The 25,679-nt window shown below is 73.6% G+C and carries 23 protein-coding genes and 1 tRNA gene; 16 read left to right on the plus strand and 8 right to left on the minus strand.

The annotated features are described in order from the left end of the window. The first annotated feature begins 151 nt into the window (after positions 1 to 151). From ACFVSN_RS38475 to ACFVSN_RS38490, 4 genes are all read left to right on the plus strand, one after another. Positions 152 to 1,300: an NAD-dependent epimerase/dehydratase family protein gene (locus ACFVSN_RS38475; protein WP_380438460.1), complete on the plus strand. Its 1,149-nt coding sequence runs from the start codon at positions 152 to 154 to the stop codon at positions 1,298 to 1,300. Between the two features lie 230 nt (positions 1,301 to 1,530). Beyond that, positions 1,531 to 1,971, plus strand: a complete 441-nt coding sequence (locus ACFVSN_RS38480; protein ID WP_359966241.1) for a molybdenum cofactor biosynthesis protein MoaE — start codon at positions 1,531 to 1,533, stop codon at positions 1,969 to 1,971. A 187-nt stretch (positions 1,972 to 2,158) separates the two neighbouring features. Continuing rightward, positions 2,159 to 2,350 carry a hypothetical protein gene (locus ACFVSN_RS38485; protein WP_380438464.1) on the plus strand — a complete coding sequence of 64 codons (192 nt, stop codon included), beginning with the start codon at positions 2,159 to 2,161 and terminating at the stop codon, positions 2,348 to 2,350. Positions 2,351 to 2,392: 42 nt separating this feature from the next. Further along, positions 2,393 to 3,508, plus strand: coding sequence for a PDZ domain-containing protein (locus ACFVSN_RS38490; protein WP_380438466.1), 1,116 nt, complete (start codon positions 2,393 to 2,395; stop codon positions 3,506 to 3,508). A 48-nt stretch (positions 3,509 to 3,556) separates the two neighbouring features. Here ACFVSN_RS38490 and ACFVSN_RS38495 read toward each other — a convergent pair whose 3' ends face one another. Further along, on the minus strand, positions 3,557 to 4,135 hold the full coding sequence (locus tag ACFVSN_RS38495; RefSeq protein ID WP_380438468.1) for a PPA1309 family protein: 579 nt from the start codon (positions 4,133 to 4,135) through the stop codon (positions 3,557 to 3,559). 175 nt (positions 4,136 to 4,310) lie between these two features. On the opposite strand from ACFVSN_RS38495, the gene ACFVSN_RS38500 reads away from it, so the two are divergent. The 3 genes from ACFVSN_RS38500 to ACFVSN_RS38510 all read left to right on the plus strand — a co-directional run bounded on the left by ACFVSN_RS38500 (position 4,311) and on the right by ACFVSN_RS38510 (position 9,771). Further along, a complete protein-coding gene (locus ACFVSN_RS38500; RefSeq protein WP_387958010.1) occupies positions 4,311 to 7,283 on the plus strand; it encodes a UPF0182 family protein in 2,973 nt (990 codons plus the stop codon). Positions 7,284 to 7,362: 79 nt separating this feature from the next. After that, positions 7,363 to 7,436, plus strand: a tRNA-Met gene (locus ACFVSN_RS38505). Between the two features lie 358 nt (positions 7,437 to 7,794). Beyond that, positions 7,795 to 9,771 carry a tetratricopeptide repeat protein gene (locus ACFVSN_RS38510; protein ID WP_380505094.1) on the plus strand — a complete coding sequence of 659 codons (1,977 nt, stop codon included), beginning with the start codon at positions 7,795 to 7,797 and terminating at the stop codon, positions 9,769 to 9,771. 27 nt (positions 9,772 to 9,798) lie between these two features. Here the strand turns inward: ACFVSN_RS38510 and ACFVSN_RS38515 are convergent, their stop codons facing one another. Continuing rightward, positions 9,799 to 10,224, minus strand: a complete 426-nt coding sequence (locus ACFVSN_RS38515) for a Fur family transcriptional regulator (RefSeq protein WP_380438474.1) — start codon at positions 10,222 to 10,224, stop codon at positions 9,799 to 9,801. 105 nt (positions 10,225 to 10,329) lie between these two features. On the opposite strand from ACFVSN_RS38515, the gene ACFVSN_RS38520 reads away from it, so the two are divergent. After that, complete coding sequence (locus tag ACFVSN_RS38520; RefSeq protein WP_387597494.1) at positions 10,330 to 11,805, plus strand: catalase; 1,476 nt, start codon at positions 10,330 to 10,332, stop codon at positions 11,803 to 11,805. Positions 11,806 to 11,894: 89 nt separating this feature from the next. Here the strand turns inward: ACFVSN_RS38520 and hisN are convergent, their stop codons facing one another. The 5 genes from hisN to ACFVSN_RS38545 form a co-directional block, all read right to left on the minus strand. Beyond that, a complete protein-coding gene (gene hisN, locus ACFVSN_RS38525; protein WP_380438478.1) occupies positions 11,895 to 12,692 on the minus strand; it encodes a histidinol-phosphatase in 798 nt (265 codons plus the stop codon). A 73-nt stretch (positions 12,693 to 12,765) separates the two neighbouring features. Next, entirely contained in the window at positions 12,766 to 13,089 is a 324-nt protein-coding gene (locus ACFVSN_RS38530; protein WP_380438480.1) for a DMT family transporter, read from the minus strand. 132 nt (positions 13,090 to 13,221) lie between these two features. Then, entirely contained in the window at positions 13,222 to 14,277 is a 1,056-nt protein-coding gene (rsgA, locus tag ACFVSN_RS38535; protein WP_380438482.1) for a ribosome small subunit-dependent GTPase A, read from the minus strand. A 15-nt stretch (positions 14,278 to 14,292) separates the two neighbouring features. Continuing rightward, positions 14,293 to 15,624 carry a 3-phosphoshikimate 1-carboxyvinyltransferase gene (gene aroA, locus ACFVSN_RS38540; protein WP_380438484.1) on the minus strand — a complete coding sequence of 444 codons (1,332 nt, stop codon included), beginning with the start codon at positions 15,622 to 15,624 and terminating at the stop codon, positions 14,293 to 14,295. Between the two features lie 66 nt (positions 15,625 to 15,690). Further along, positions 15,691 to 16,425 (minus strand): M50 family metallopeptidase, encoded by a 735-nt coding sequence (locus ACFVSN_RS38545; RefSeq protein ID WP_380438486.1) that lies wholly within the window; start codon positions 16,423 to 16,425, stop codon positions 15,691 to 15,693. A gap of 137 nt (positions 16,426 to 16,562) precedes the next feature. Between ACFVSN_RS38545 and ACFVSN_RS38550 the strand changes: the two genes are divergently transcribed. From ACFVSN_RS38550 to def, 8 genes are all read left to right on the plus strand, one after another. Then, complete coding sequence (locus tag ACFVSN_RS38550) at positions 16,563 to 17,315, plus strand: SOS response-associated peptidase (RefSeq protein WP_380438488.1); 753 nt, start codon at positions 16,563 to 16,565, stop codon at positions 17,313 to 17,315. Between the two features lie 88 nt (positions 17,316 to 17,403). Then, positions 17,404 to 18,042 carry an alpha/beta family hydrolase gene (locus tag ACFVSN_RS38555; RefSeq protein WP_380496557.1) on the plus strand — a complete coding sequence of 213 codons (639 nt, stop codon included), beginning with the start codon at positions 17,404 to 17,406 and terminating at the stop codon, positions 18,040 to 18,042. 309 nt (positions 18,043 to 18,351) lie between these two features. After that, complete coding sequence (locus ACFVSN_RS38560; protein WP_308130030.1) at positions 18,352 to 19,095, plus strand: sigma-70 family RNA polymerase sigma factor; 744 nt, start codon at positions 18,352 to 18,354, stop codon at positions 19,093 to 19,095. Beyond that, positions 19,092 to 19,496 (plus strand): mycothiol system anti-sigma-R factor, encoded by a 405-nt coding sequence (gene rsrA, locus ACFVSN_RS38565; protein ID WP_380438493.1) that lies wholly within the window; start codon positions 19,092 to 19,094, stop codon positions 19,494 to 19,496. The genes ACFVSN_RS38560 and rsrA overlap by 4 nt, the downstream gene beginning before the upstream one ends. Positions 19,497 to 19,816: 320 nt before the next feature. Beyond that, complete coding sequence (locus tag ACFVSN_RS38570; RefSeq protein WP_387958014.1) at positions 19,817 to 21,256, plus strand: HD-GYP domain-containing protein; 1,440 nt, start codon at positions 19,817 to 19,819, stop codon at positions 21,254 to 21,256. After that, positions 21,253 to 22,623: an HD-GYP domain-containing protein gene (locus ACFVSN_RS38575; RefSeq protein WP_387958016.1), complete on the plus strand. Its 1,371-nt coding sequence runs from the start codon at positions 21,253 to 21,255 to the stop codon at positions 22,621 to 22,623. The genes ACFVSN_RS38570 and ACFVSN_RS38575 overlap by 4 nt, the downstream gene beginning before the upstream one ends. Before the next feature lie 326 nt (positions 22,624 to 22,949). Continuing rightward, positions 22,950 to 23,942, plus strand: coding sequence for a tetratricopeptide repeat protein (locus ACFVSN_RS38580; RefSeq protein WP_387597505.1), 993 nt, complete (start codon positions 22,950 to 22,952; stop codon positions 23,940 to 23,942). Positions 23,943 to 23,969: 27 nt separating this feature from the next. Next, on the plus strand, positions 23,970 to 24,623 hold the full coding sequence (def, locus tag ACFVSN_RS38585; protein ID WP_380438501.1) for a peptide deformylase: 654 nt from the start codon (positions 23,970 to 23,972) through the stop codon (positions 24,621 to 24,623). Positions 24,624 to 24,680: 57 nt separating this feature from the next. Here def and ACFVSN_RS38590 read toward each other — a convergent pair whose 3' ends face one another. After that, positions 24,681 to 25,418 (minus strand): helix-turn-helix domain-containing protein, encoded by a 738-nt coding sequence (locus ACFVSN_RS38590; RefSeq protein WP_380438503.1) that lies wholly within the window; start codon positions 25,416 to 25,418, stop codon positions 24,681 to 24,683. Between the last annotated feature and the right edge of the window lie 261 nt (positions 25,419 to 25,679).

Here is a 25,679-nt window from a genome sequence, read left to right on the forward strand (position 1 = left end):
GCGGGCCCGGGGCGGCGGCGGAGTGGGGACTCGCGAGCGGCTCCCGCGCGGCGGGCCCGCGCCGGGTGCACCGCGGGGCCTTCGCCTCGGGCAGGATGGACGTACGTGACACACGTACGTACGCACATAAGCTAACCGTGGAGGATGGCCGGTGAGTTCCCCGCCCTCGGACGTTCGCTCTGGGCTGACCGGAGGCGAGGACGCCCCGGACACCACGGCGTCGCCGCCTCCAGCCTACGGCGGACGGCCGGTCGTCGTGGCCGTCACGGGGGCCGCGGGGGTGCTCGGCGAGCGGGTTGCGGCCCGCCTGGTGGCCTCCCCGCACGTGAAGAAGGTCCTCGCGGTGGACGACCGGCGCGGTGACGTGCCGGGCGTGCAGTGGCGGGTGCTGGACGTGCGGGATCCGGCGGTCGCCGAGCGGCTGGCCGGGGTCGACGTCGTGGTGCACCTGGCGATGGACTTCGGCATGGAGTCCGATCCGCGGGCCCGCAGCGCCTACAACGTCCGCGGCGCGCAGACCGTGCTGACCGCCGCCGCGGCGGCCGGGGTGCACCGGGTGGTGCTGTGCACGTCGGCGATGGTCTACGGCGCGCTGGCCGACAACGAGGTGCCGCTGGCCGAGGACTCCGAGCTGCGGGCGACGGAGGAGGCCTCGCTGGTCGGGGACCTCCTGGAGATCGAGCGCCTGGCCCGGCGGGCGCCGCGCGCCCACCCGGGGCTGCAGGTGACGGTGCTGCGCCCGGCGGTCGTGGTGGGTCCGGGCGTGGACACGGTGCTGACCCGGCACTTCGAGGCGCCCCGGCTGCTGGTGGTGGCCGGTTCGCGGCCGTGCTGGCAGTTCTGCCACGTGGACGACCTGGCGATGGCGCTGGAGTACGCGGCGCTCGGCCTGGTCGAGGGCGAGGTGACGGTCGGCTGCGACGGCTGGCTGGAGCAGGAGGACGTGGAGCGGCTGTCCGGCATCCGCCGGATGGAGCTGCCGGCCTCCCTGGCGCTCGGCACCGCGGCCCGGCTGCACCGTCTGGGCCTGACCCCGGCGCCGGCCGGGGACCTGGCCTACACGATGTACCCGTGGGTGGTGTCCGGCAGCCGGCTGCACGAGGCGGGCTGGCGTCCGGCCTGGACGAACGAGCAGGTGCTGGCGGAGCTGCTGGCGCAGGTGGCGGGCAAGCACGCGGTGGCCGGGCGGCGGCTGGGCGGCAAGGAGGCGGCGACCAGCCTGGGCGCGGCCGGGGCGACGGTGGCGCTGGTGGGCACGGCGGCGCTGGTGCGGCGGGCGCGCAAGCGGCGCCGCTTCTGAGGAGTCCGAGGGGGTGCCCACCGAGGGGGCGTCCGGCGAGGGGGCGTCCCGCGTCGGGCGTCCGGCGTGGGGACTTCCGGCAGGGGGACTTCCGGCAGGGCGGCTCGAGAGGGAGCCGGGCCCGGAGCGCGGGGTCGGCCGCCACCCTGACTTCTCACGATGCGAAATTCCCGGATCGTGATGCGGAAGCCCCTTGCCCGGGACCACCCCGGATGGGCAATCATGGGGTCATGTCCGAGAACCACGACCCCATCCGCCTGCTCGCCGTCCGCGACACCCCGCTCTCCCTGGACGAGGTGTACGAGGCGGTGGGCGACGACGCGGCCGGCGGCACGACCGTCTTCGTCGGGACGGTCCGTGACCACGACGGCGGCAAGTCGGTGGCCGCGCTGGAGTACAGCTGCCACCCCACGGCAGAGCAGGAGATGCGCCGCATCGCCGAGAAGATCGTCGCGGACTTCCCGGTCCGCGCGCTCGCCGCGGTGCACCGGATCGGCCGGCTGGAGATCACCGACAAGGCCGTGATCGTCGCGGTCTCCTGCGCCCACCGGGGCGAGGCCTTCGCCGCCGCGCGCCGGCTCATCGACGACCTCAAGCACGAGGTGCCGATCTGGAAGCACCAGGTCTTCGCCGACGGCGAGGAGGAGTGGGTCGGCGCCGGCAGCTGCTGAACCCGCACGTTCCCAGCACGCGGAGCGTCAGGCGCGCCGCGGCCTCACCCGAACGGGTCCGGCCGCCCGCGCCGGATACTCCCCGGCAGTGAGCCGATCGGCGCTCCCGTAACCCGGACGGCGGTGATCGCGTTGTCCGCCGGAGTGGTTAATCTGCTCATAGACACGACGAGCTGGGAGTACTGACATGGGTGCGCTCGCCTGGTTGATCATTCCGGTTGCCGCCGTCCTGCTCGCCGCCGTGTGGGCGGGCTGGGCCCAGCGGGCGCCGAGGGCCACGGGGGACCCGGCCTCACTCGCCGAACACCGGCGGTTCATGGCCGCGATGGAACGCACGACCGCCGGCAGCGCCGGTTCGGGGGAGACCTCCGGCCGGTAGCCCGGGGGGCGCCGGTTCACCCGCGTCCCGTACTGTCGTGCCATGCCACGCCGCTCCGCGACGATGCTCGCCGCCACCCTGCTGCTCATAGCGCTGCTCTGCGTCTCGGTGCTGATGAAGGTGCCGTACACGGAGATGAGCCCGGGCCCGACGTACAACACGCTCGGCCAGCAGGGGGGCAAGCCGGTGATCACCATCACCGGGCGCGACTCGTACCCGACGACCGGGCACCTGAACATGACGACCGTGCAGGTCACCGGGGCCAAGTACGAGCCCAGCCTGGTGAACGCGGTGATCGGGTGGCTGCGCGACGACGTGATGGTGGTGCCGCACGACAACGTCTACCCCAAGGGGCAGTCGGACGCGGACGCGAAGAAGCAGAACGCCGAGGAGTTCGCCTCCTCCGAGGACAGCGCCCGCACCGCGGCGCTCAAGCAGCTGGGCATCCCGGTCGGCAACGACCTGATCGTCAAGACGGTCACCGCGGGCGCGCCCGCCGAGGGCCGGCTGCACGCGGGCGACCAGATCGTCGCCGTCGACGGCACCGCGGTGACGACGACGGACCAGGTGGCCGCGGGCGTCACCAAGCACAAGCCGGGCGAGTCGGTGGTCTTCACCGTCGTCCCGCGGCTCAAGGACACCTCGGGCAACGGCGCCGCGGACCCGGCGGCCCGCACCGACGTCACCGTCCCGACCGTGGCGGCCAGGGACCTCGACCCGAAGGCCCCGGCCGAGCGCGCCGGCCTCGCGGTGGTCGGCATCGGCACCGGGATCCGGCACACCTACCCGTTCCAGATCGACATCGGCCTGCAGGACGTGGGCGGGCCGAGCGCCGGCCTGATGTTCTCGCTCGGCATCATCGACAAGCTGACCCCGGGCGGCGACCTCACCGGCGGCAGGTTCGTCGCGGGCACCGGCACCATCGACGACGACGGCAAGGTCGGGCCGATCGGCGGGATATCGATGAAGATCATCGCCGCCCGCGACGCCGGCGCCGAGTACTTCCTCACCCCGTCCGGCAACTGCGCCGAGGCGGGCAAGAACGTCCCGTCCGGGCTGACCCTGGTCAAGACGGACACGCTGGACGGCGCGCTGAAGTCGCTGGAGCAGATCCGCTCCGGCCAGACCTCCGCGCTGCCGTCCTGCGCCGCGAAGTAGCGATCCGCCGCGGCGGGCCCCGCCGTGCGGCAGGGCCCCGGAGGGCGGCTACGCGAAGGTCGCCAGCAGGGCCTCGGTCAGGCCGGGCACCAGGTCGGGGCCGGTCAGCACCTCGCGCGCGGTGTCCTTGGAGCGCAGCCGCAGCGCGATCTCCTTCTTGCCGTCGCGCAGCACGGCGGCGGTGATCCGCACCTCCTCGCGCTTGGGGTGGTTGGCCACCCACTCGGTGAGCTGGGCGTCGCTGGCGTTGCGCGGGCGGCTCTGCTCGGCGCCCGGCGGCAGCATGAGGCGCTCGACGACCAGGGCGCAGCCGGCGACGGCGTCGGGCCAGGCGATGGTGCCGAGGAACTTGTCGAGGGGGGTGCCGGCCGGGATCTCGTCCTGCTCGACGGGGGTGAGGCCGGCCGCGTCGTCGTCGGTGAGGCCGAGCTGCTTGGCGACCCGGGGGTCGGCCTTGCGCAGGGCGCCGGAGTCGACGAGGGCGAAGAGGCGGGCGGGCAGGTCCCAGCCGAGGGTGGCGGCGTACTCGTCGATCTCCAGGGCGGCGCGGGTGAGGGGGGTGGCCGCGGGGAGGGTGGAGACGTCGTCGGGGGAGTCGGGCTGGGGCGTGGCGGTGGCGTCGGACATGTCTCAATCCTCACACGCCGGGTGGGGCTTGCCGCGCCGGGCGGTGCGGGTGGTGTGGAGGAGCGGCGTCGTAACCGTCTGCTAACGGTGGGAACTCGGTCGGAGCCTGGTTAAGTTGCTCTGAAGACCGACCGACTCCAGACGACACAGCTGAGGTGCCACCGTGGTATTCCAGATGCCGGAACGCTCAGGGCCGGGTTTCCGGCGCAGGGTAGGTCCGCCCTCCCGGCGGGCGCGGGTGGCCCTGCTGACCCTGGGCGTGCTCGCGGTGCTGTTCCTGCTGTTCGTCATGTTCGCGGGTTTCTGGACGGACTGGCTGTGGTTCAGGTCGGTCCACTACGCGTCGGTGTTCACGACCCAGCTGTGGACGAAGGTCGGCCTGTTCGCGGTGTTCGGGCTGCTGATGGCGCTGATCGTCGGCTTCAACGTGTGGCTGGCGCACCGGCTGCGCCCGCCGCTGTCGGCGATGTCGGTGGAGCAGCAGAGCCTGGACCGCTACCGGGCGGGGCTGGCGCCGTTCAAGCGCTGGGCGCTGATCGGCGTGTCGCTGGTGATCGGCCTGGTGGCGGGGGCGGCGGCGTCGGGGCAGTGGCGCACGTGGCTGATGTGGACGAACGCGACGTCCTTCGGCGAGAAGGACGCGCAGTTCGGCATGGACGTGTCGTTCTACGCCTTCGACCTGCCGTTCTACGAGTTCGTGCTGGGCTTCGCGTTCAGCGCGGTGATCGTGTCGCTGCTGACCTCGGTGCTGGTGCACTACCTGTACGGCGGGCTGCGGCTGCAGGGGCCCGGCCGGCGGGCGAGTGCGGGGGCGCAGGGGCACCTGGCGGTGCTGCTGGGCGTCTTCGTGCTGCTGAAGGCGGTGGCGTACTGGCTGGACCGGTACGCGCTGGCGGTCAAGACCGGCTCGTACAAGGGTGTTTCGGGCTGGACGGGCCTGCGGTACGTGGACGCGAACGCGTTCCTGCCGGCGAAGACGATCCTGTTCTTCGTGGCGATCATCTGCGCGGTGCTGTTCTTCCTGACGCCGGTGCGGCGCACGTGGGCGCCGGCGCTGATCGGCCTGGGGCTGATGGTGCTGTCGGCGGTGCTGATCGGCGGGGTGTACCCGGCGATCGTGCAGCAGTTCCAGGTGAAGCCGAACGAGCAGGCCAAGGAGACGCCGTACATCCAGAAGAACATCGACGCGACGCGTCGGGCGTACGGCATCGCGGACGCGCAGACGTCGCAGTACACCCCGCAGGGGTCGACGACGGCGGACGCGCTGAAGCCGGACGCGCAGACGATCGCCGACATCCGCCTGCTGGACCCGAACATCGTGTCGCCGACGTTCCAGTCGATCGAGCAGCAGCGCAACTACTACGCGTTCCCCAACACGCTGGACGTGGACCGCTACGGCGCGGGCACGGACAAGCAGGACACCGTGATCGGCCTGCGCGAGCTGGACCTGAACGGCGTGCAGCGCAACTGGATCAACGACCACTTCAAGTACACGCACGGCTACGGCGCGGTGGTCGCCAAGGGCAACCAGGTCAACGACAAGGGCCAGCCGGTGTTCACCGAGTCGGGCCTGCCGGCGACCGGGGCGCTCGGCGACTACCAGCAGCGGGTCTACTACGGCGAGAAGACGACGACGTACTCGATCGTCGGCGGCTCGAACCAGGAGATCGACTACACGACCGAGACCGGCGAGAACAAGCAGTACCAGTACACCGGCAACAGCGGTGTCTCGCTGGACAATCCGCTCACCCGGGCCGCGTACGCGGTGCGCTTCGCCGAGCCGCAGATGCTGTACGCGGGGGCGATCACCGACGGCGCGAAGGTGATCTACAACCGGACGCCGAAGGAGCGGGTGGAGAAGGTCGCCCCGTGGCTGTCGATCGACGCCGACCCGTACCCGGTGGTGCAGGACGGCCGGGTGGTGTGGGTGCTGGACGGCTACACGACGTCCGACGGCTACCCGTTCGCGTCCAAGACGACGCTGGGCACGGCGACGAAGGACTCGCTGACCAACCAGCGCGGCGAGCTGCTGTCGGTGGCCAACAAGGTCAACTACATCCGCAACTCGGTGAAGGCCACGGTCGACGCGTACACCGGCGAGGTGAAGCTCTACCAGTGGGACGACAACGACCCGGTGCTGAAGACGTGGATGAAGGCGTTCCCGGGCACGGTCGAGCCGAAGGCGGACATCCCGGCGACACTGCTGCCGCACCTGCGCTACCCGCAGGACATGTTCAAGGTGCAGCGCGACCTGCTCGGCCAGTACCACGTGACGGACGCCAACTCGTTCTTCAACGGCAGTGACATCTGGCAGGTCCCGGTGGACCCGACGAGCGACACCAAGCAGGTGCAGCCGCCGTACTACCTGACGCTGCGCATGCCGGACCCGGAGGTCACGTCGGCGAGCTTCTCGCTGACGACGACGTTCGTGCCCAACGGCCGGGACAACCTGGCGGCGTTCATGGCGGTCGACGCCGATCCGGGCCCGGACTACGGGAAGATCCGGATCCTGAAGGTGCCGGGCGACAGCAAGACGCTCGGCCCGAACCTGGTGCAGTCGCAGTTCAACTCCCGCCCCGAGGTGGCGCAGCAGATCACGCTGCTGAAGAGCGGCGGCGACTCGGACCTGGAGTACGGGAACCTGCTGACGCTGCCGGTGGGCGGCGGGCTGCTCAACGTCGAGCCGGTGTACGTGCGCGGGCGCGGCGCCAAGTACCCGACGCTGCAGAAGGTCCTGGTGGTGTACGGGAACGACAACGTGGCGTTCGAGAACACGCTGGAGGAGGCGCTGCGCAAGGTGTTCGCGGGGGCCGCGCCGGCGACGACGCCGACGGCGCCGAGCACTCCGGGCAATCCGGCGAACCCGGGGACCCCGGCGAACCCGGGCACGTCGACGGGTCCGACGCCGCAGCCGGGCGGGACGATCTCGCCGGAGCTGCAGAAGGCGCTGTCGGACGCGGAGAAGGCGTACAACGACGGCCAGACGGCGTTCAAGAACGGCGACTGGGTGGCGTACGGCAACGCGCAGAAGGCGCTGGGCGACGCCTTGAAGGCCGCCGACGCGGCCCGCTCCGGCGCTCCGGCGCCGGCCGCCCCGAGCGGCGGCCCGTCCGCCACCGCGGGCGGGTCGCCGAGCCCGAAGCCGTGAGCCGCCGGGCCCGCGCCCGCTGAGCTGCGGCAACCGATTTCGGTTCCGCCCCGCGTCCGTGCTACTGTTGAGTCACCGACGCGGGGTGGAGCAGCTCGGTAGCTCGCTGGGCTCATAACCCAGAGGTCGCAGGTTCAAATCCTGTCCCCGCTACTCAGTAGTGACAGAGGCCCGGAGGATTCGTCCTCCGGGCCTCTGGCGTTTTCGCCCCGAAGCGGCGGGAACCGCTCCGGTACTATCGACCGTCGCCAACGATGACGGCACCGGGTTTGTGGGGTTGAAGTGTCGGGAAATCGACAAAGCGCCGAAGCAATTTCGTCGGCTTCGGGGCAGCCCCGCCCGAATTCGGCCGGGGCAGGTGTACGCGGGTTGCGGGTGGTGCGACGATGGGACACATGGGGGACGGTGCACGGCTGCTGACCAGCCGTCGGGTCCGGCGCTTCCCCTGGAGGACCCCCCGGCCGGTGGCTGGGGGAGGATGCCGCGACACTCTGGGGGAGCGGGAGTCCGGATGAGGCTGATCGGCAAGAACGGGCCAGGTGCCAGGTCCGGCGCCGCCACCGAGGCGGACACCGACGCCTGGGCGGAGAGCCCCGAGAGCCGTCCCGGCGCCCTGCCCGCCCAGCGCACCGGCGGCCTCGCCGAGCGCCGCGCGGCCGGCTGCGGCCCCGACAGCCTCGTCCACGTGCCCACCCGTCAGTTCACCTCCGCCGTCGGGCCGTACGGCGAGTCCGCGGACGGCTCCGGCGGCGCCCACGGCGGCGGCGCCCTCGACCCGGCGGGCCTGGACACCACCAGCTTCGAGACCGCGCTGGCCGCCCGCGAGCAGGCCGCGCTGGAGGCCCGGCACCGCCGCGCCGCCGAGGAGGGCGACCCGGACGCCGCCTCGCGGCTCGGCACGCTGCTGCTGCGCCGCGGCGAACTGGAGGACGCCGAGCCGTACCTGCGCGCCGCCGCCGCGGCCGGGGTCCGCGCCGCCTCCAACAACCTGGGCGTGCTGCTGCACCAGCAGGGCCACCGCGCCGAGGCCGCCCAGTGGTGGCGCCAGGCCGCCGTCGCCGGCAGCGCCCCCGCCGCGCACGCGCTCGGGCTCCAGCTGCGCGACCAGGGCGAGGAGGAGGCCGCCGAGTACTGGCTGCACTTCGCCGCCGACCACGGCCACCCGCTCGGTGCCTACGCGCTCGGCGACCTGATGGAGCACCGGCGCGACGTCCGCGCCGAGCGCTGGTTCAAGGTGTCCGCCGACGCCGGCCACCGCGAGGCCGCCTACCGGCTGGCCCGGATGCGCGAGGCGGCCGGCGACAAGGACACCGCCGAGACCTGGTACCGCACCGCCGCCGCCCGCAGCCACGCCCGGGCCGCGCTGCGCCTGGGCGTGCTGCTCGAGGAGCGGGCAGGAGCCGACCAGGCGCTGCTGGACGAGGCCGCCCGCTGGTACCGGCAGTCCGCGCAGAACGGCGAGCCGCGGGCCGCGTGCGCGCTCGGCTTCCTGCTGCGCGACTCCGGGGACGTCGCGGCCGCCGCCGAGTGGTGGCAGGAGGCCGCCGAGGCCGGGGACGGCAACGCCGCCAACGCGCTCGGCGCGCTGCACGCGAGCCGCGGCGAGGCCAAGGAGGCCGAGCACTGGTACCGCGGTGCGCTGGACGCGGGCGACCACAACGGCGCCTTCAACCTCGGGCTGCTGTGCGCCGGCACCGGCCGTGAGCAGCAGGCCGAGCAGTGGTACCGGCGGGCCGCGTACGCCGGGCACCGGGAGGCGTGCAACGCGCTGGCCGTGGTGCTGCTCCAGCGCGGCGACGAGTCCGGCGCCGAGCCGTGGTTCTCCAAGGCGGCCGAGGCGGGCAGCGTCGACGGCGCGTTCAACCTCGGCGTGCTGCACGCCGGGCGCGGCGAGCACCAGCAGGCGCAGGAGTGGTACGCGCGGGCCGCCGCCGAGGGCCACGGCGAGGCGGCGCTGCAGCTCGCGGTCGCCCAGGAGCAGCGCGGCAACCTGGCGGGCGCGCTGGAGCGCTACCGGCAGGCGGCGGCGGGCGGTTCGGCCGAGGGCGCGTTCCGGCTGGCGTCGGTGCTGGACCGGCGGGGCGACGCGGACGCGGAGGCCGAGCACTGGTACGCGGTGGCGGCGGACGCCGGGCACCGCCGGGCGCAGGTGCGCATGGGCGTGCGGGCGGCCGAGCGCGGCGCGCTGGAGATCGCCGAGAGCTGGTACCGGCGGGCGGCGGAGGCCGGGAGCCGCAGTGCGGCGTTCAACCTGGGGCTGCTGCTGGCCCGGCAGGACAGCGAGGCCGAGGCGATGCTCTGGTACACCCGGGCGGCGGACGCCGGGCACGGGCGGGCGGCGCTGCGCCTGGCGCTGCTGGCGCTGCGCCGGGGGGAGCCGGTGCAGGCGGAGAACTGGTGCCGCCGGGCGGCCGACTACGGGCCGGCCGAGGTGGCGGAGCGGGCGGGGCGGCTGCTCGGGGCGCTGCACGCGGAGCTGAGCGCGTAGCGGCTGCGGGCTGAGCGGTGGCGTGGCCTAGCGGGCCGGCGCGTGCGTACAGTCCGGACAGAGCCCGCGGTAGGTGATCTCGGCGCCGGAGAGGACGAAGCCGAAGCGCTCGGTGGCGGGCAGGGCGGCGAGCGGGTCGCCGTGGGGGTGGACGTCGCGGATCGCGCCGCAGCCCGAGCAGACCAGGTGCTGGTGGGCGTGGCGGGCGTTGGGGTCGTAGCGCTTGGCGCGGCCGTCGGTGGCGACCTCCAGGACCTCGCCGAGGGCGACGAGTTCGCCGAGCGTGTTGTAGACGGTCGCGCGGCTGATCTCGGGCAGGTGCCGGGCGGCGCGGGCGTGCACCTCGTCGGCGGTGAGGTGGACGTGTTCGCCGTCGAGGACCTCGGCCACGACCCGGCGCTGCGAGGTCAGGCGCCACCCACGTCCGCGAAGTCGTTCCAGCAGGTCGCTCATGCGCACCAGAGTAGGTCACGCTCTGAGATTGGTGCCAGTATTGACTTAGATAAAGTCCAAGTTAGGATCGAGTCCTCACGATCGGATCACGCGGAGGCTTCTCTCATGACGACCCAGGACGAGCTGCGCCCCACCCTCACCACGGAGGCGGGCGCCCCCGTCGCCGACAACCAGAACACCGAGACGGCGGGTGTCGGCGGCCCGGCGCTCATCCAGGACCAGCTGCTGTTCGAGAAGCTCGCGCACTTCAACCGCGAGCGCATCCCGGAGCGCGTGGTGCACGCCCGCGGCGCCGCGGCCTACGGCACCTTCACGGTGACGGCCGACGTGACGCCCTACACCCGGGCCGGCTTCCTCGCCGAGATCGGCAAGCAGACCGAGGTCTTCCTGCGCTTCTCCACCGTGGCCGGCAACCTCGGCTCCGCCGACGCGGTGCGCGACCCGCGCGGCTTCGCGCTGAAGTTCTACACCGAGGAGGGCAACTACGACCTCGTCGGCAACAACACCCCCGTGTTCTTCATCAAGGACGCGATCAAGTTCCCCGACTTCATCCACACCCAGAAGCGCGACCCGTACACCGGCTCGCAGGAGGCGGACAACGTCTGGGACTTCTGGGGCCTGTCGCCCGAGTCGACCCACCAGGTGACCTGGCTGTTCGGCGACCGCGGCATCCCGGCGACCTACCGCCACCTCAACGGCTACGGCTCGCACACCTTCCAGTGGCAGAACGAGGCCGGCGAGCACTTCTGGGTCAAGTACCACTTCAAGACCGACCAGGGCATCCGCAACCTCACCCAGGACGAGGCCAACCGCCTCGCCGGCGAGGACCCGGACAGCCACCAGCGCGACCTGCGCGAGGCGATCGAGCGCGGCGAGTTCCCGACCTGGACCGTGCAGGTCCAGATCATGCCGGCGGCCGACGCGGCGAACTACCGCTTCAACCCCTTCGACCTGACCAAGGTGTGGCCGCACGCGGACTACCCGCCGGTCGAGATCGGCAAGCTGGAGCTCAACCGCAACCCCGACAACGTCTTCGCCGAGGTCGAGCAGTCGATCTTCTCCCCGGCGCACTTCGTGCCCGGCATCGGCCCGTCCCCCGACAAGATGCTCCAGGGCCGCCTGTTCGCCTACGCGGACGCCCACCGCTACCGCGTCGGCATCAACGCCGACCACCTGCCGGTGAACCGCCCGCACGCCACCGCGGCGCGCACCAACAGCCGCGACGGCTACCTGTACGACGGCCGCCACGGCCGCCAGAAGAACTACGAGCCGAACAGCTTCGGCGGCCCGGTCGAGACCGGCCGCCCGCTGTGGGCCGCCACCTCCGTCACCGGCGCGACCGGCAACCACGTGGCGCCCTCGCACGCCGAGGACGACGACTTCGTGCAGGCCGGCAACCTCTACCGCCTCTACTCCGAGGACGAGAAGCAGCGCCTGATCGCGGGCCTGGCCGGCTTCATCGCCAAGGTCTCGGAGGACCGCGAGGACATCGTGGAGCGGGCCGTCGACAACTTCCGCAAGGCCGACGCCGACTACGGGCAGCGGCTGGAGGCGGCCGTCCGGGAGCTGCGCAAGAAGTAGCCGCGGACTTGCCCCGAGAAAGACGGCGGGCCCCTCGACCAGCTCCCACTGGTCGAGGGGCCCGCGATCACGTCCGGGGACGGGTCGCGTCAGACGCTCAGGCGCCGCAGCGTCTCCTCGTGCAGCAGGCCGTTGCTGGCGACGGCGTCCGCGCCGCCCGGGCCCGGGACGCCGTCCAGGCCGGTGAAGCGACCGCCGGCCTCCTCGACGATGATGCAGTTGGCGGCCATGTCCCACAGCGACAGCTCGGGCTCGGCGGCGATGTCCACGGCGCCCTCGGCGACCATCATGTAGGACCAGAAGTCGCCGTAGGCGCGGGTGCGCCAGCAGGCCCGGGTGAGGTCGAGGAACGGGTCGAGGCGCCCGCGCTCCTCCCAGCCGGACAGCGAGGAGTAGGAGAAGGAGGCGTCCTCGATGCGCGAGACGCCGGAGACGTGGATCCGGGAGGCCTTGGCGAGGCTGCGGCCCGCGTAGGCGCCGAGGTCCTTGGCGGCCCACCAGCGGCGGCCGATCGCGGGGGCCGAGACGATGCCGACCACCGGGCGCCCGACGCCGTCCGGGCCGTCCTCCAGCAGGGCGATCAGGGTGGCCCAGACCGGCACGCCGCGGATGTAGTTCTTGGTGCCGTCGATCGGGTCGATCACCCAGCGGCGCGGGCCGGAGCCCTGGAGGCCGAACTCCTCGCCGAGGACGGCGTCGCGCGGGCGGGCGCGCTGCAGGATGCCGCGCACCAGTTCCTCGGCGGCCTTGTCGGCGTCGCTGACGGGGGTGAGGTCGGGCTTGGTCTCGACCGCGAGGTCGAGCGCGCGGAAGCGCTCCAGGGTGACCGAGTCGGCCGAGTCGGCGAGGACGTGGGCGAGTCGGAGGTCGTCGTGGTAGTCGGCCATGTCCGAAACCCTAGCGAGCCCGCCCGGATCGGGACAGCCGGGCTCACGGAGTGAACGCTCATCGGCCCGCGGCTCAATGGGTGGTGCCGCTGAGCTGCAGGCCGATGACGCCGGCGATCACCAGGGAGATCGAGACCAGCTTGAGCACCGACGTCGTCTCGTCCAGGAAGACCATGCCGTAGATGGCGGTGCCGGCCGCGCCGATGCCGGTCCACACCGCGTAGGCCGGACCGACCGGCAGGCTCTTGAGCGAGAGGGTCAGCAGGCCGAAGCTGCTGAGGGCGAACACGCAGAAGCTGATGGTGGGCCAGAGCCTGGTGAAGCCCTCGCTGAGCTTGAGGTTGATCGCGAAGCCGGTCTCCAGCAGGCCGGCCAGGATCACCAGGGCCCATGCCATCGCGTGCCCTCCCTGTCGATCGACGGGTCGGACCGCACAGTGGTCCGACTTTCCTATGATCGCCAGGGCGGCGCGGTCCGACACCTCGAACGGGCCACCGGCCTCGCCGGGACGCGGCGGGGCCGGGCGGGGTCAGTCGTCCTCGCGGGCCTCCTTGCTGGCCAGCAGGCGGCGCAGCGAGTAGAGCCGGGCGGCGTCGGCGTGGCCGTCGGCGACCCAGGCGTCCAGGGCGCAGTCCGGCTCGTCGTGGCTGCAGGCGCGCGGGCAGTCGACCGTGCCCGGCTCCAGGTCGGGGAAGGCGAGGATGACCCGGGACGGGTCGATGTGGGAGAGGCCGAAGGAGCGGAAGCCCGGGGTGTCGATCACCCAGCCCGAGTTCAGCGCCTTCTTGGAGCCGGCCTTGGCGCCCGGGGGCGGGGGCAGGCGCAGCGCGAGGGCCGAGACGGTGGTGTGCCGGCCGCGGCCGGTGACGGCGTTGACGTGGCCGGTCTGCCGCTGGCGGTCCGGGACGAGGGCGTTGACCAGGGTGGTCTTGCCGACGCCGGAGTGGCCGATGAACACGGTGGAGCGGCCGCGCAGGTGCTCGCGCACGGCCTCGGCGCCCGCGCTCTCCAGTTCGTCCCGGCGGGTGACGACGTAGTCGATGCCGAGCGGCGCGTAGGACTCCAGGAGCGTTTCGGCGGACGCGAGGTCGGCCTTGGTGAGCACGAGCAGGGGTTCCATGCCCGCGTCGTAGGCGGCCACCAGGCAGCGGTCGATCAGCCGGGGCCGGGGCTCCGGGTCGGCCAGGGCGGTGACGATGGCGAGCTTCTCGGCGTTGGCGACGACGATCCGCTCGTACGGGTCGTCGTCGTCCGCGGTGCGCCGCAGCACGGAGGTGCGTTCCTCGACCCGGACGATCCGGGCGAGGGTGTCGGCGTCCCCGGAGAGGTCGCCGACGATGTTGACGACGTCGCCGACGACGACGCCCTTGCGGCCCAGTTCGCGGGCCTTCATGGCGACGATCTGGCGTTCCTGCTTGGTCCCCGGGTCGATCAGGCAGGTGATCCGGCCGCGGTCGACGGTCAGCACCATCGCCTCGGCGGCGTCCTCGTGTTTGGGCCGGATCCGGGTCCGTGGCCGGGAGCCCCGGCGGGCGGGGCGGTTGCGGATGTCGTCCTCGTCGGCGTCCTTGCCGTAGCGGCGCATGGCTTCAGTCTCCGCTCAGGCGTCCGCCGCCGCTTCGCCGAGCAGGTCCGCCCACATGTTCGGGAAGTCGGGCAGGGTCTTGGCGGTGGTGGCCACGTTCTCGACCTCGACGCCGGGCACGGCCAGGCCGATGACGGCGGCGGCGGTGGCCAGGCGGTGGTCCTCGTAGGTGTGGAAGACGCCGCCGTGCAGCGGGCGGGGGCGGATGCGCAGGCCGTCCTCGGTCTCGGTGACGTCGCCGCCGAGGTCGTTGATCTCCTTGGCGAGCGCGGCGAGCCGGTCGGTCTCGTGCAGGCGCAGGTGGGCGATGCCGTAGAGGTGGGACTCGGAGTCGGCGAGCGCGGCGACGGCGGCGATCACCGGGGTGAGCTCGCCGACGTCGTGCAGGTCGGCCTCGATGCCGTGGATGCGGCCGGTGCCGGTGAACTGCAGGCCCTCGTCGGTGAACTCGCAGGCGCCGCCCATGCGGGAGTAGATCTCGCGCAGCTGGTCGCCGGGCTGGGTGGTGTGCTTGGGCCAGTCGCGGACGGTGACCCGGCCGCCGGTGACGAGCGCGGCGGCGAAGAACGGTGCGGCGTTGGACAGGTCGGGCTCGACGACCAGGTCGCGGCCGATCAGGGCGCCGGGGGTGACCCGCCAGACGTCCTTCTCGCCGCCGTCCTCGGGGGCGTCGACCTGGGCGCCGGCCAGGCGCAGCATCTCGACCGTCATCCGGATGTGGGGCAGCGACGGGACGGGGCCGCCGACGTGCCGGACCTCGACGCCGTGGTTGTAGCGGGCGCCGGACAGGAGCAGGGCGGAGACGAACTGGGAGGACGAGGAGGCGTCGAGCTCGACCGGGCCGCCGTCGAGGGCGCCGGTGCCGTGCACGGTGAGCGGGAAGGCGCCGCGGCCCTCGTCGTCGATGCGGGCGCCGAGGGCGCGCAGGGCGTTGATCACGCCGTGCTGGGGGCGCTCGTAGCTGCGCGGGTCGCCGTCGAAGTGGACCGGGCCGTCGGCGAGGACGGCGAGCGGCGGCAGGAAGCGCATGACGGTGCCGGCGTTGCCGACGTCGATGGACGCCGGGCCGAGCAGGGCGGGGGCGGGGATGACGCGCCACGCCTCGCCGCCGCCGGTGCCGCCGGAGTCGTTGTTGACCTTCTCCTCGATGCCGACGCCGAGGGCGCGCAGGCCGTCGGCCATCAGCTGGGAGTCGCGGCTGCGCAGCGGGCGGCGGACCCAGCCGGGCTCGTCGGCCAGTGCCGCCAGCACCAGGGCCCGGTTGGTGACCGACTTGGAGCCGGGGATGGTGACGGTGGCGTCAACGGGGGTGGTCGCGACGGGGGCGGGCCACAGGGTCTCGGTCATGGGGGCCAGTTTAGGGGCCGTACCGGAACGGCCCCCGCTGCGGCCGCATGCCGGGACTGTGGGGGTTCAGTGCAAGGGCTGGAGCAGCCAGCTCGCGCCGAGGGCGAGCGAGGCGAGGGCGACCAGCAGGAAGACGGTGACCCAGGCGAGGCCCGGGACGTGGGTGAGGCGGGCGAGCTGGTCGGCGTCGGAGTCGCGGGCCCAGCCGGTGCGGCGCTGGTGCTGGAGCTCCAGGACCGGGCGGACGGCGCCGAACAGGAGGAACCAGCAGCCGAGGTAGGCGAAACCGGCCTGGACCTGGGCGCTGCCGAACCAGGAGACGAGGAAGAAGGCGGCGCCGGCGACGAGGACGGTGAACAGGCCGTAGGCGTTGCGGATGCGCACCAGCAGGGCGAGGAGCAGCACGATCGCCAGCCACAGCAGCAGCGTGATGCGGTCGGCGGCGAGCAGGGCGGCGCAGCCGAGGCCGAGCAGGGCGGGGGCGGTGTAGCCGGCGGCGGCGGTGAGGACCATGCCGGGGCCGGTGGGGCGGCCGTAGGAGAGGGTGAGGCCGGAGGTGTCGGAGTGCAGCCGGATCCCGGCGAGCTTGCGGCCGGTGGCGAGGGCGGCGAGGCCGTGGCCGCCCTCGTGGGCGATGGTCACCGCGTTGCGGGTGACGTGCCACAGCGGGCGGGCGAGGACGGCGAGCAGGGCGAGCGCGCCGGTGGCGAGGACCAGCCAGCCGGGCGGGGCGGCCTGGGTGCCGGTCACCCGGTCCCACAGGTCGCCGAGGTCGTGTCCGGTCGTCGGGCTGGGGGTCATGGCGGGGTCTCGCCTCCGTTCGCTGTGCTGGGCCGTTCGGAGCAGCCTCCCATGCGGGGACGGGAGGGCGGGAGGCGGTGGTTCGCTGTTCGGGATGAAGAAGTGGTGAGACCCGGGGCCGTGGCAGAGTGGCCCGCATGTGCGGTCGCTTCGCCTCCAGCAGCAAGCCCGAGGACCTCCTCGACCTCTTCGGGGTCGAGCAGTGGGATCCGGAGGAGACCCTCGCGCCGAACTGGAACGTGGCGCCGACGAACAGCGCGTTCGTGGTGCTGGAGCGGATGTCGAAGGAGCGGCCGGGCGCGGTGCGCCAGCTGCGGGTGCTGCGCTGGGGCCTGGTCCCGCAGTGGTCGAACTCGGCCGAGACGGCGGTGAAGATGATCAACGCCAGGTCGGACACCGTGCACGAGAAGCCCTCCTACCGGCAGGCGTTCGCCTCCCGGCGGTGCATCCTGCCGGTGGACGGCTACTACGAGTGGCAGACGGTGCCCGCCGAGCGCGGCAAGCCGCGCAAGAAGCCGTTCTTCGTCTCCCGGACGGACGGCGCCCCGCTGGCGCTGGCCGGGCTGTACGAGTTCTGGCGCGACCGGACGGTGCCGGCCGGGCACCCGGCGGCCTGGCTGGTGACGTTCACGATCGTGACGACGGACGCGGAGCCGCTGCTCGCGCCGATCCACGAGCGGATGCCGCTGTTCCTCGACCCGTCCTCGTTCGACGAGTGGCTGGACCCGGGGCAGAGCGACCCGGACGGGCTGCGCCGGCTGCTGATACCCCCGCCGCCCGGCGCGCTGCGGGCCACCCCGGTGTCGCCGGCGGTGGGCAGCATCCGCAACAACGGCCCGGAGCTCAAGGAACCGTGGACCGAGGTCGAGTACGAGACCACGCTGTTCTGACCGTCCGTGCCGGCCGTTCGTCCCGACCGTCCGCGCTGTTCTGACCAACCGAGTTGCGGATCCGTGCCGTTCCGAGAGGGAGCCACCGTTGACGACCACCGAACTCGTCCCCACCGAGGCCGGGGACGCTCGGATCACCTACCACCGGGCGGCCGCGCCGAAGGCGCTGCTGGCCCTCGGGCACGGCGCGGGCGGCGGGACCGGCGCGCGGGACCTCGTCGCGCTGGCCGCGGCGCTGCCGCCGCGCGGGATCACCGTGGCGCTGGTGGAGCAGCCGTGGCGGGTGGCCGGGAAGAAGCTCGGCCCGGCGCCGCGGACGCTGGACCTCGGCTGGCGGCCGGTGGCCGAGCGGCTGGCCGGGCAGGGCCTGCCGCTGGTGGTCGGCGGGCGCAGCGCCGGGGCGCGGGTGGCGTGCCGCACGGGCGCGGCGAGCGGGGCGGTGGGCGTGGTGGCGCTGGCGTTCCCGCTGCACCCGCCGGGCAAGCCGGAGAAGAGCCGGGCGCAGGAGCTGCTGGAGTCGGGGCTGCCGACGCTGGTGGTGCAGAGCGCGGCGGACCCGTTCGGCGGGCCGGCCGAGTTCCCGGAGCTGCCGCGGGGCCACGCGCTGGTGGAGGTGCCGTACGGCAGCCACGGCTTCGAGGTGCCGAAGCGGGCCCCGGTGGGGCAGGACGAGGTGCTGGAGCTGATCTGCGGGGCGGTCGGGGACTGGGTGCTCGGGCTGCTGTGAGCGCGGGACCGGCGGTGAGCTGCGGTTTTCCCCGGGCGCACCGTTCGCTCACCCGTGCGGGTGAAAGCCGCGCGGGGCCGGGAATGCGGGCGGGGGCCCTGTGGTTGACACCCTCGTCAGCAGATTAACGGGTGAGAGGCAGGGCAGATGGGTTCGATCGCGTGCCCGGAGCGGCCGGAGGAGCGAGAGGCCGCCACGGCGTTCGCTCCCGCCTGGTCCGACTGGATAGTCGCGGGCGAGAAGCCCGTCAGCCCGATATCCTCCATTTCGGGGCGGCCCGCCGTGGGCCGTGCGCGCCATGCCGAGGAGGTGGGTCCGGTCGTCGGGACCGAGCACGAGGCCGAACCCGGCCGTGGCCCGGATGAGGGCCGGCCCGAGGGCGAGGCGCTCACCGGTGAGGAACTGGCCGAGGCGATCGGTGAGGACACCTTCCGGGTGTCGGCCGAGGAGACCGAGGAGGCCCGGCGGGAGCGCTTCGAGCGCGACGCCCTGGGCTACCTGGATCCGATGTACTCGGCCGCGCTGCGCATGACGCGCAACCCGGCGGACGCGGAGGACCTGCTCCAGGAGGCGTTCGCCAAGGCGTACGCGTCGTTCCACCAGTTCCGCGAGGGCACGAACCTCAAGGCCTGGCTGTACCGCATCCTCACCAACACCTTCATCAACTCGTACCGCAAGAAGCAGCGGGAGCCCCAGCGCACCGCCGCCGAGGAGATCGAGGACTGGCAGCTGGCGCGCGCCGAGTCGCACATGTCGACGGGGCTGCGCTCGGCCGAGACCCAGGCCCTGGACCACCTCCCCGACAGCGACGTGAAGGACGCCCTCCAGGCCATCCCGGAGGAATTCCGGATCGCCGTGTACCTCGCGGACGTCGAAGGCTTTGCGTACAAGGAGATCGCGGACATCATGGGTACTCCCATCGGTACGGTGATGTCCCGGCTGCACCGCGGCCGTCGTCAGCTGCGCGGCATGCTGGAGGACTACGCCCGTGAGCGCGGGCTCGTCCCGGCCGGCAGCGGGGCAGGGCAGGAAGCGAAGGGCTCGGGCTCATGAGCTGCGGCGATCCGCACGACACCGAGTGTGGCGAGGTCCTCGACCACCTCTACGAATTCCTCGACAACGAGATGGCCGAGGGCGACTGCGCCAAGCTGCGCGTGCACTTCGAGGAGTGCTCGCCGTGCCTGCGCCAGTACGGCCTGGAGCAGGCGATCAAGGCGCTGATCAAGCGTTCCTGCGGCTGCGACGACACCCCGGCCGACCTGCGCAGCAAGGTGCTGGCCAGGATCGACTCGATCCGCGCCGGGCAGCGCTCGGGCGAGCAGGTCGTGGTGGCCGTCGAGGCCACGGTCGAGATCCACGCGGAGACGGCGCGGCCGGTCCCCGAGGTGGGCGACGCGCCGCAGCCGGGCGTGCGCCCCGGTGCGCCGGTCGAGGCCGGCGCCCAGGCGGAGTAACCGGCCGGGCCCGCCGGCGAGGGCGGTCCGGACGGTCCGGACACGGAGTTCAGCGGCCCCGGGAGCGTGTGCTCCCGGGGCCGCTCCCGTTCTGCTTGCATGCGCCCCTCACTCGTTCGAGTGAGTTGGCGGTGTGCCAACTGCGGCATTGCGCGATCATGCGTCCCCGCGCCCGATGCGCGGCCTATCCTCCTGACGGACACTCACCGCCGGTCCGCCCGGCGCGCTGAGCGCGGAGAGCGGGCCAGGACGGCAGGGAGGTCGAGATCGCTAGCGACAGTGGAGGGGCGGCCCTGCCGGAGGGCGCGACGCGCTACCTCGTGGCCGTTCCGGTGGCGGCGCTCTGCTGCCTGCTGCCGCTGCTGCCCACCGTGGCGCTGCCCGGGGTGCCGCGCTGGCTCGGCTCCCCGGTCGACTGGCCCAAGGTCGGGCTGCTCGGCTTCCTCCACGGCTGCTGGGAGTCGCTCGCCCAGGGCCTGCCCACCCCCTGCCAGCGGCTGGTGCGCCGGCTGCTGCGCCGCCCGGTGCCGGCCGAGCGGGCGCCCGTGCGGCCCGGGGTGAACGCGTTCTTCCCGGTGCTGTTCGCCGGCGTGCTGATGCTCCCGCCGGCCGCCGCCGCGTTCGTCGCCGTGCCGGCGGCGCTGCTCGGCGGCCCGGGCGGGCGCCACTACCGGCAGCGGCAGCTGTGGAACGGCTCCCAGCTCGCGCTGAGCGCCTTCGCCGGCGCCGTCGCCTTCCACCTGCTGCGCGGCCCGCAACTGCTCCTCGGCTCCCGCTTCCCGGCCGCCCTGCTGCCCGGCCTCGCCGCCCTCGTCGCGTTCTGCCTGGTCAACGGCGTCCTGGTGGGCGTCATGCTGATGCTCAGCGAGGGGAGCCGGGCCGACGTCCTGCTGCGCGGGGCGTGCACGGTGTGCGGGCTGCCGGTCCTGGTCCACGCCGCCGGCGGGCTCATGGTCGCCGTCCTGTGGCAGGGCCCGTACGGCACGTTCGCGGCGCTGCTCGCGCTGCTGCCGCTGTCGATCTCGGCGTGGGTGTTCGCCCAGGGGCACCGCGAGCGCGACGCCCACCAGGCGACCGTCCAGGCGCTCGTGCAGGCCGTCGAGATCAAGGACGCCTACACCCGCGGGCACAGCGAGCGGGTGGGCCGGGCCGCCGTCCTGATCGCCGGTCAGCTCGGCATGGAGGCCGAGCGGCTGCGCACCCTGCGCTTCGCCGCGATCCTGCACGACGTCGGCAAGCTCGGCGTGGCCACCGAGCTGCTCCGCAGAAACGGTCCCCTCACCGACGCCGAGCGCCGGGCCGTCGAGGTCCACCCGGTGTACGGGTACGAGCTGGTGCGCGGCATCGCCTTCCTCGGCGAGGCGCACGCCGGGATCCTGCACCACCACGAGCGGATGGACGGGCGCGGCTACCCCAGCGGGCTGGCCGGCGAGCAGATCCCCGAGTTCGCCCGGATCATCTCGGTCGCCGACGCCTTCGACTCGATGACCTCCACCCGCTCCTACCGCCGCGGGCGGCCGGTGGCCGAGGCCGTCGCCGAGCTGGAGCGGTGCTCGGGCAGCCAGTTCGACCCGGTGATGGTCCGCGCGCTGATCGGCGCGCTCGCCGTCCACGACTGGCAGCCGGTGCTGCCCGCCCCGACCGGGGAGTGCCTGCGGGCCGTCCCGGACATCCCGCTCGGCGTGCCGGAGCCCGTCCGGGCCGCCCCGGGCCGGGTGCCCGCCCGGGGCGGGAGCGTCCCCTCGGCCGGGCAGCCGTGAGCGGGCCGCGCCCACGGGAGCGGGCCCGGCCGCGGGGCGGCCGGTGGGCGGCGCACGCGATGCGGGTGGCGGCGGCCGGGCTGCTGGCCGCCGCGCTCGTGGCGGTCGCGGCGCGCGGGGTCGAGCAGCCCCGGGTCGCGCTCGCCTTCACCGGGCTGATCGCGCTCGGCGAGTGCGTCCGGATCACCCTTCCGGGCGATCGCGAGCAGGCGCCCATCGGCGCGGCCGGCGCGCTGGCGTACGCGCTGCTCGGGCCGCTGCGCGGGCTGCCGACCGCGCACGGCACGCTGCAGGTGGTCGCCGTCACCGGCGTCGGCCTGCTGCTCGCCTGGCTGCCCGGGCTCGCCCTGCCCCACCCCGGGCGTCCGCACCGGCGCCCGCCCTGGGCCGACCCCGTCCGGCGCGACAGCGCCGCCCGCCGGCTGCTCGGCGTCGGGTTCGCCGCCGCCGTCTTCCAGCCGCTCTACAACAGCGGCCTGGTCGACCGCTTCTCGCCCGACGGCCCCGCCTACGGCGTGTTCCTGACCGCCGTCGCCGCGCTCGCCGCCCTCTGCGACGCCACCCTCGCGGCCCTGCTGCGCCGCGACTGGACCCGCGGCCCGGGCCCGAAGGCCGGCCCGAGGACCGGGCTGCGGTTCTCGGCCGCGCTGGAGGACGAGCTGCACGCGCTGTTCGGCATCGGCTCGGCGATCGTCGCCACCGGGATGCTGGTCAGCCTGGCGGCCGGCGAGGTCGGGCTGTGGGCGCTGCCGCTGTTCTGCGCCCCGCTGCTGCTCGCCCAGGTGTCGTTCCGTCGCGCCGCGGCCGTCCGGGCCACCACCGGGCAGACCATCGCCAGCCTGGCCCGCGCCACCGAGGTGGCCGGCTACACCCCGCACGGGCACGCCCGGCGGGTCGCCGACACGGCCTGCGCCCTCGGCCGCGACCTGGGGCTCGGCACCCGCGAACTCGCCCTGCTGGAGTACGCGGCGCTGATGCACGACGTCGGCCAGCTGTCGCTGGTCGAGCCGGTGCCCGACGGCGCCACCGCCCTGCTGCCCTGCGCCGAGCAGCAGCGCATCGCCCGCCTCGGCAGCGAGGTGATCAGCCGCACCGGCGTGCCCCGGCAGGTGGCCGAGCAGGTAGCCCGGCTGGCCGACCCCTACCCGGGACCGGCCGGCGGCGACGGCTCGGTGCCGCTCGCGGCCCGCATCATCCGGGTGGCCAACGCCCACGACGACCTGCTGACGGCCGCCCGGGGGCGCGGCGTCGGCGAGGCGGTCGGGCACCTGGAGGCGCTGGAGGTCCTGCGCCTGGGCCGCGGACGGGTGTACGACGCCCGGGTCGTCGACGCCCTGGCCAGGGTCGGGGGCCAGGCCAGGGCCTGACCGCCCGCCGCCCGCGGCCGGGGGGCGGACACCCGGCGCACCCCCGGTACGGCGGGGGCGGCCGGAAGCGGAGCGCGGCCCCGGTGCGGGCTCCGCGCCCCGGGGTTGAGGTGCGGCGGCGGGGCGGGCAGGCTGGGTAGGGGCGTCCCCGACCCCGGCGGTGGGGAGCGCGCCCGGGGGCGGGCGTGGTTGGATGCGGTCGTAGCGTGGAACACCGACCCGGGGCACCGGGCCCGCATCCCGGAAATCGCGCCATCGTTTTCACGAACTCGGGGCGCGGGAGCGGCGGTACGGGACTTGAGCGGACGACGACGGCAGGGACGAACGTGAGGATCTTCCACCGGGCACGGCACCGGCCGTCCGCCACCTGGCGGCAGACGACCGACCGGGCCTTCACGCTGATCGGCGACGGCCGCTACGAGGACGCCGGCGCGCTGCTCGTGATGGCCGCCGACCTGGAGCCGTGGCTCTCCGACTCCTGGTTCAACCTCGCCCTGCTGCACAAGTTCCGCCGGGACTGGGAGCAGGCCCGTTCGGCCGGCCTGCGGGCCGTCGCGCTGCTGGACCGCGAACAGGGCGCCCCCGACTGGTGGAACCTCGGCATCACCGCGACCGCCCTCCAGGACTGGCCGCTGGCCCGCCGCGCCTGGCAGGCGTACGGGCTGAAGCTGCCCGGCGGCCCGGGCGCGCAGCAGGACGGCCCGGTCGCCCTGGACCTCGGGACGACGCCGGTGCGGCTGTCCCCGGACGGCGAGTCCGAGGTGGTGTGGGGCCGGCGGCTGGACCCGGCCCGCATCGAGGTGCTGTCCATCCCGCTGCCGTCCTCCGGCCGCCGCTGGGGCGAGGTGGTGCTGCACGACGGCGCCCCGCACGGCGAGCGGGTCACGGACGGGATCGCCTACCCGGTGTTCGACGAGATCGAGCTGTGGGCGCCGTCCCCGGTGCCGACCTACGTCGTGCTGCTCCAGGCGGCCACGGCGGGCGACCGGGACGCGCTGGAGCGGATGGTCGCGGACGCGGGCTACGCCGCGGAGGACTGGACGTCCTCGGTGCGGCTGCTGTGCCGGGCCTGCTCGGAGAGCCGGATGGCCTCGGACGACGGCCACACCGCCCACCACGACCCGCACGACGACGGCGACGCGTCGCACCCCGGCCACCTGAGCCACCTGAGCCAGGGCGGCGCCGCCGGGATGTCGTGGCTGGTGGAGCGCGAGTGCGGGATCGCCGCCCCCGCGCACCTGGTGCGCGCGCTGCTGGACCGCTGGGTCGCGGCGGCCCCCGGAAGCCGGGCTTACCGGGATCTCGAAGAGGTCTGCTGAGTACCCTGGTGAGGTACGCGTAGACCTATGGAAGCGGAAGACATGGCGGAGCAGCACGACCACGAGCACGAGCACGACGTGGAGGGGGCCGCGCCCGAGGCACCCGTCAAGGTGATCGGCGAGGAGCCCGACCTCACCAAGGGCACCGCGCGTCCGATCACCGTGGTCGGCAACCCGGTCCTGCACCGCGAGGTCAAGGATGTGACCGCGTTCGACGGCGAGCTGGCGGCCCTGATCGACGACATGTTCCAGTCGATGTACGCGGCCGAGGGCGTGGGCCTCGCGGCCAACCAGATCGGCGTGGACCTGAAGGTCTTCGTCTACGACTGCCCGGACGACGAGGGCGTGCGCCACATCGGCCACGTGATCAACCCGGTGCTGGAGGAGTACCCGGCCGACCGCAAGCGCGTGCTGGACGACGGCAACGAGGGCTGCCTGTCGGTGCCGACCGCGTACGCCGAGCTGCCGCGCCCGGACTTCGCCACGGTGACCGGCGTCGACAAGGACGGCAACCCGATCCGCGTCGAGGGCACCGGCTTCTTCGCCCGCTGCCTGCAGCACGAGACGGACCACCTGTACGGGTTCCTCTACATCGACAGGCTGTCGAAGCGGGACCGCAAGGACGCCCTGCGCCAGATGGCCGAGGGCACCGCGCGCTACGCGACCGTGCCGAACGCGTAAGCACCCCTCCAACACCGCTGCCCCGCACGGACCTTCCGTGCGGGGCAGCGGTGTTTCTCACGGGGCGGTGCCGTCCGGGGCCGGCCCGGGGCCGGTGTGGAGGACCTCGCGGCCCTGTTCGGCGGCGCGGAGGAGCCCTTCGCTGACGAAGTCGAGGAAGCGGGCCGCGTTTTCGAGGCGGGCGGCGGCCGGGGTGCCGCGGCCGAGGACGCCGACGCCCTGGCGCGCGGTCTCGATGAACCGGTCGTTGGACCGGGCGCTGCGGATCATCGACCGGTACCAGAGGTCCGCGTCGACGACGTAGCGCTCGCGGCGGCGCTGGTCGCGTTCCCTGCGGACGAGCTCCAGGCCTTCGAGGAACGTGATCGCCTTGGAGACGGACGCCGGGCTGACCTGGAGGTGCCGGGCGAGTTCGGCGGCGGTCATGCTGCCGGTGTCGGTGGTGTAGAGGCAGCCGAGCACCCGGGCCATCATCCTGGGCAGGCCCGAGGTCGCGAAGACGGTGGTGAGGGCCTCCTCGTAGTCGCGCACGGCCCCGGCGTCGCGTCCGTAGGGCTGCGGGGCCGCCTGCGGCACCTGGACCGCGGCCTGTCCGCGCGAGCGGGTGCGCTGCTGGGTGGCGCGCTGGGCCAGGTCGGCGCGGTAGCCGGCGGCGCCGCCGTTGCGCATCACCTCGCGCGTGATCGTGGAGGTCGGACGGTCGAGACGGCGGGCGATCTCGGCGTAGGCGAGGTCGTCGGCCAGCCCGACCGCGATCTGCTGGCGCTCCTGCTGGGTGAGCCTGCCTCCCGGCATCACGACCCCTTTCGTGCCGCGGGTGCTCCCCGGGCGCTGCTCGGCGTTCCCTGACGCTGTCACCATAGCGTTCACCTTCAGTGCATTGCAACGCGCGACTCTTCTGGCGTTGCGTTAAGCGTGAGGCGTTGCAATGATTTCTCTGCTCTGACCTGCCTAAATGCTACCCCAAGGCAAAGATTTCGTTGTCGAAATATGGAAAGCAACGTAGTGTTTCCAGCGTTCGGAAAGCAGCAGGCCCCACACACCAGGGAGAGCACG

It is taken from the genome of Kitasatospora sp. NPDC057904, assembly GCF_042887925.1.
In the GTDB taxonomy this organism is placed as follows: domain Bacteria; phylum Actinomycetota; class Actinomycetes; order Streptomycetales; family Streptomycetaceae; genus Kitasatospora.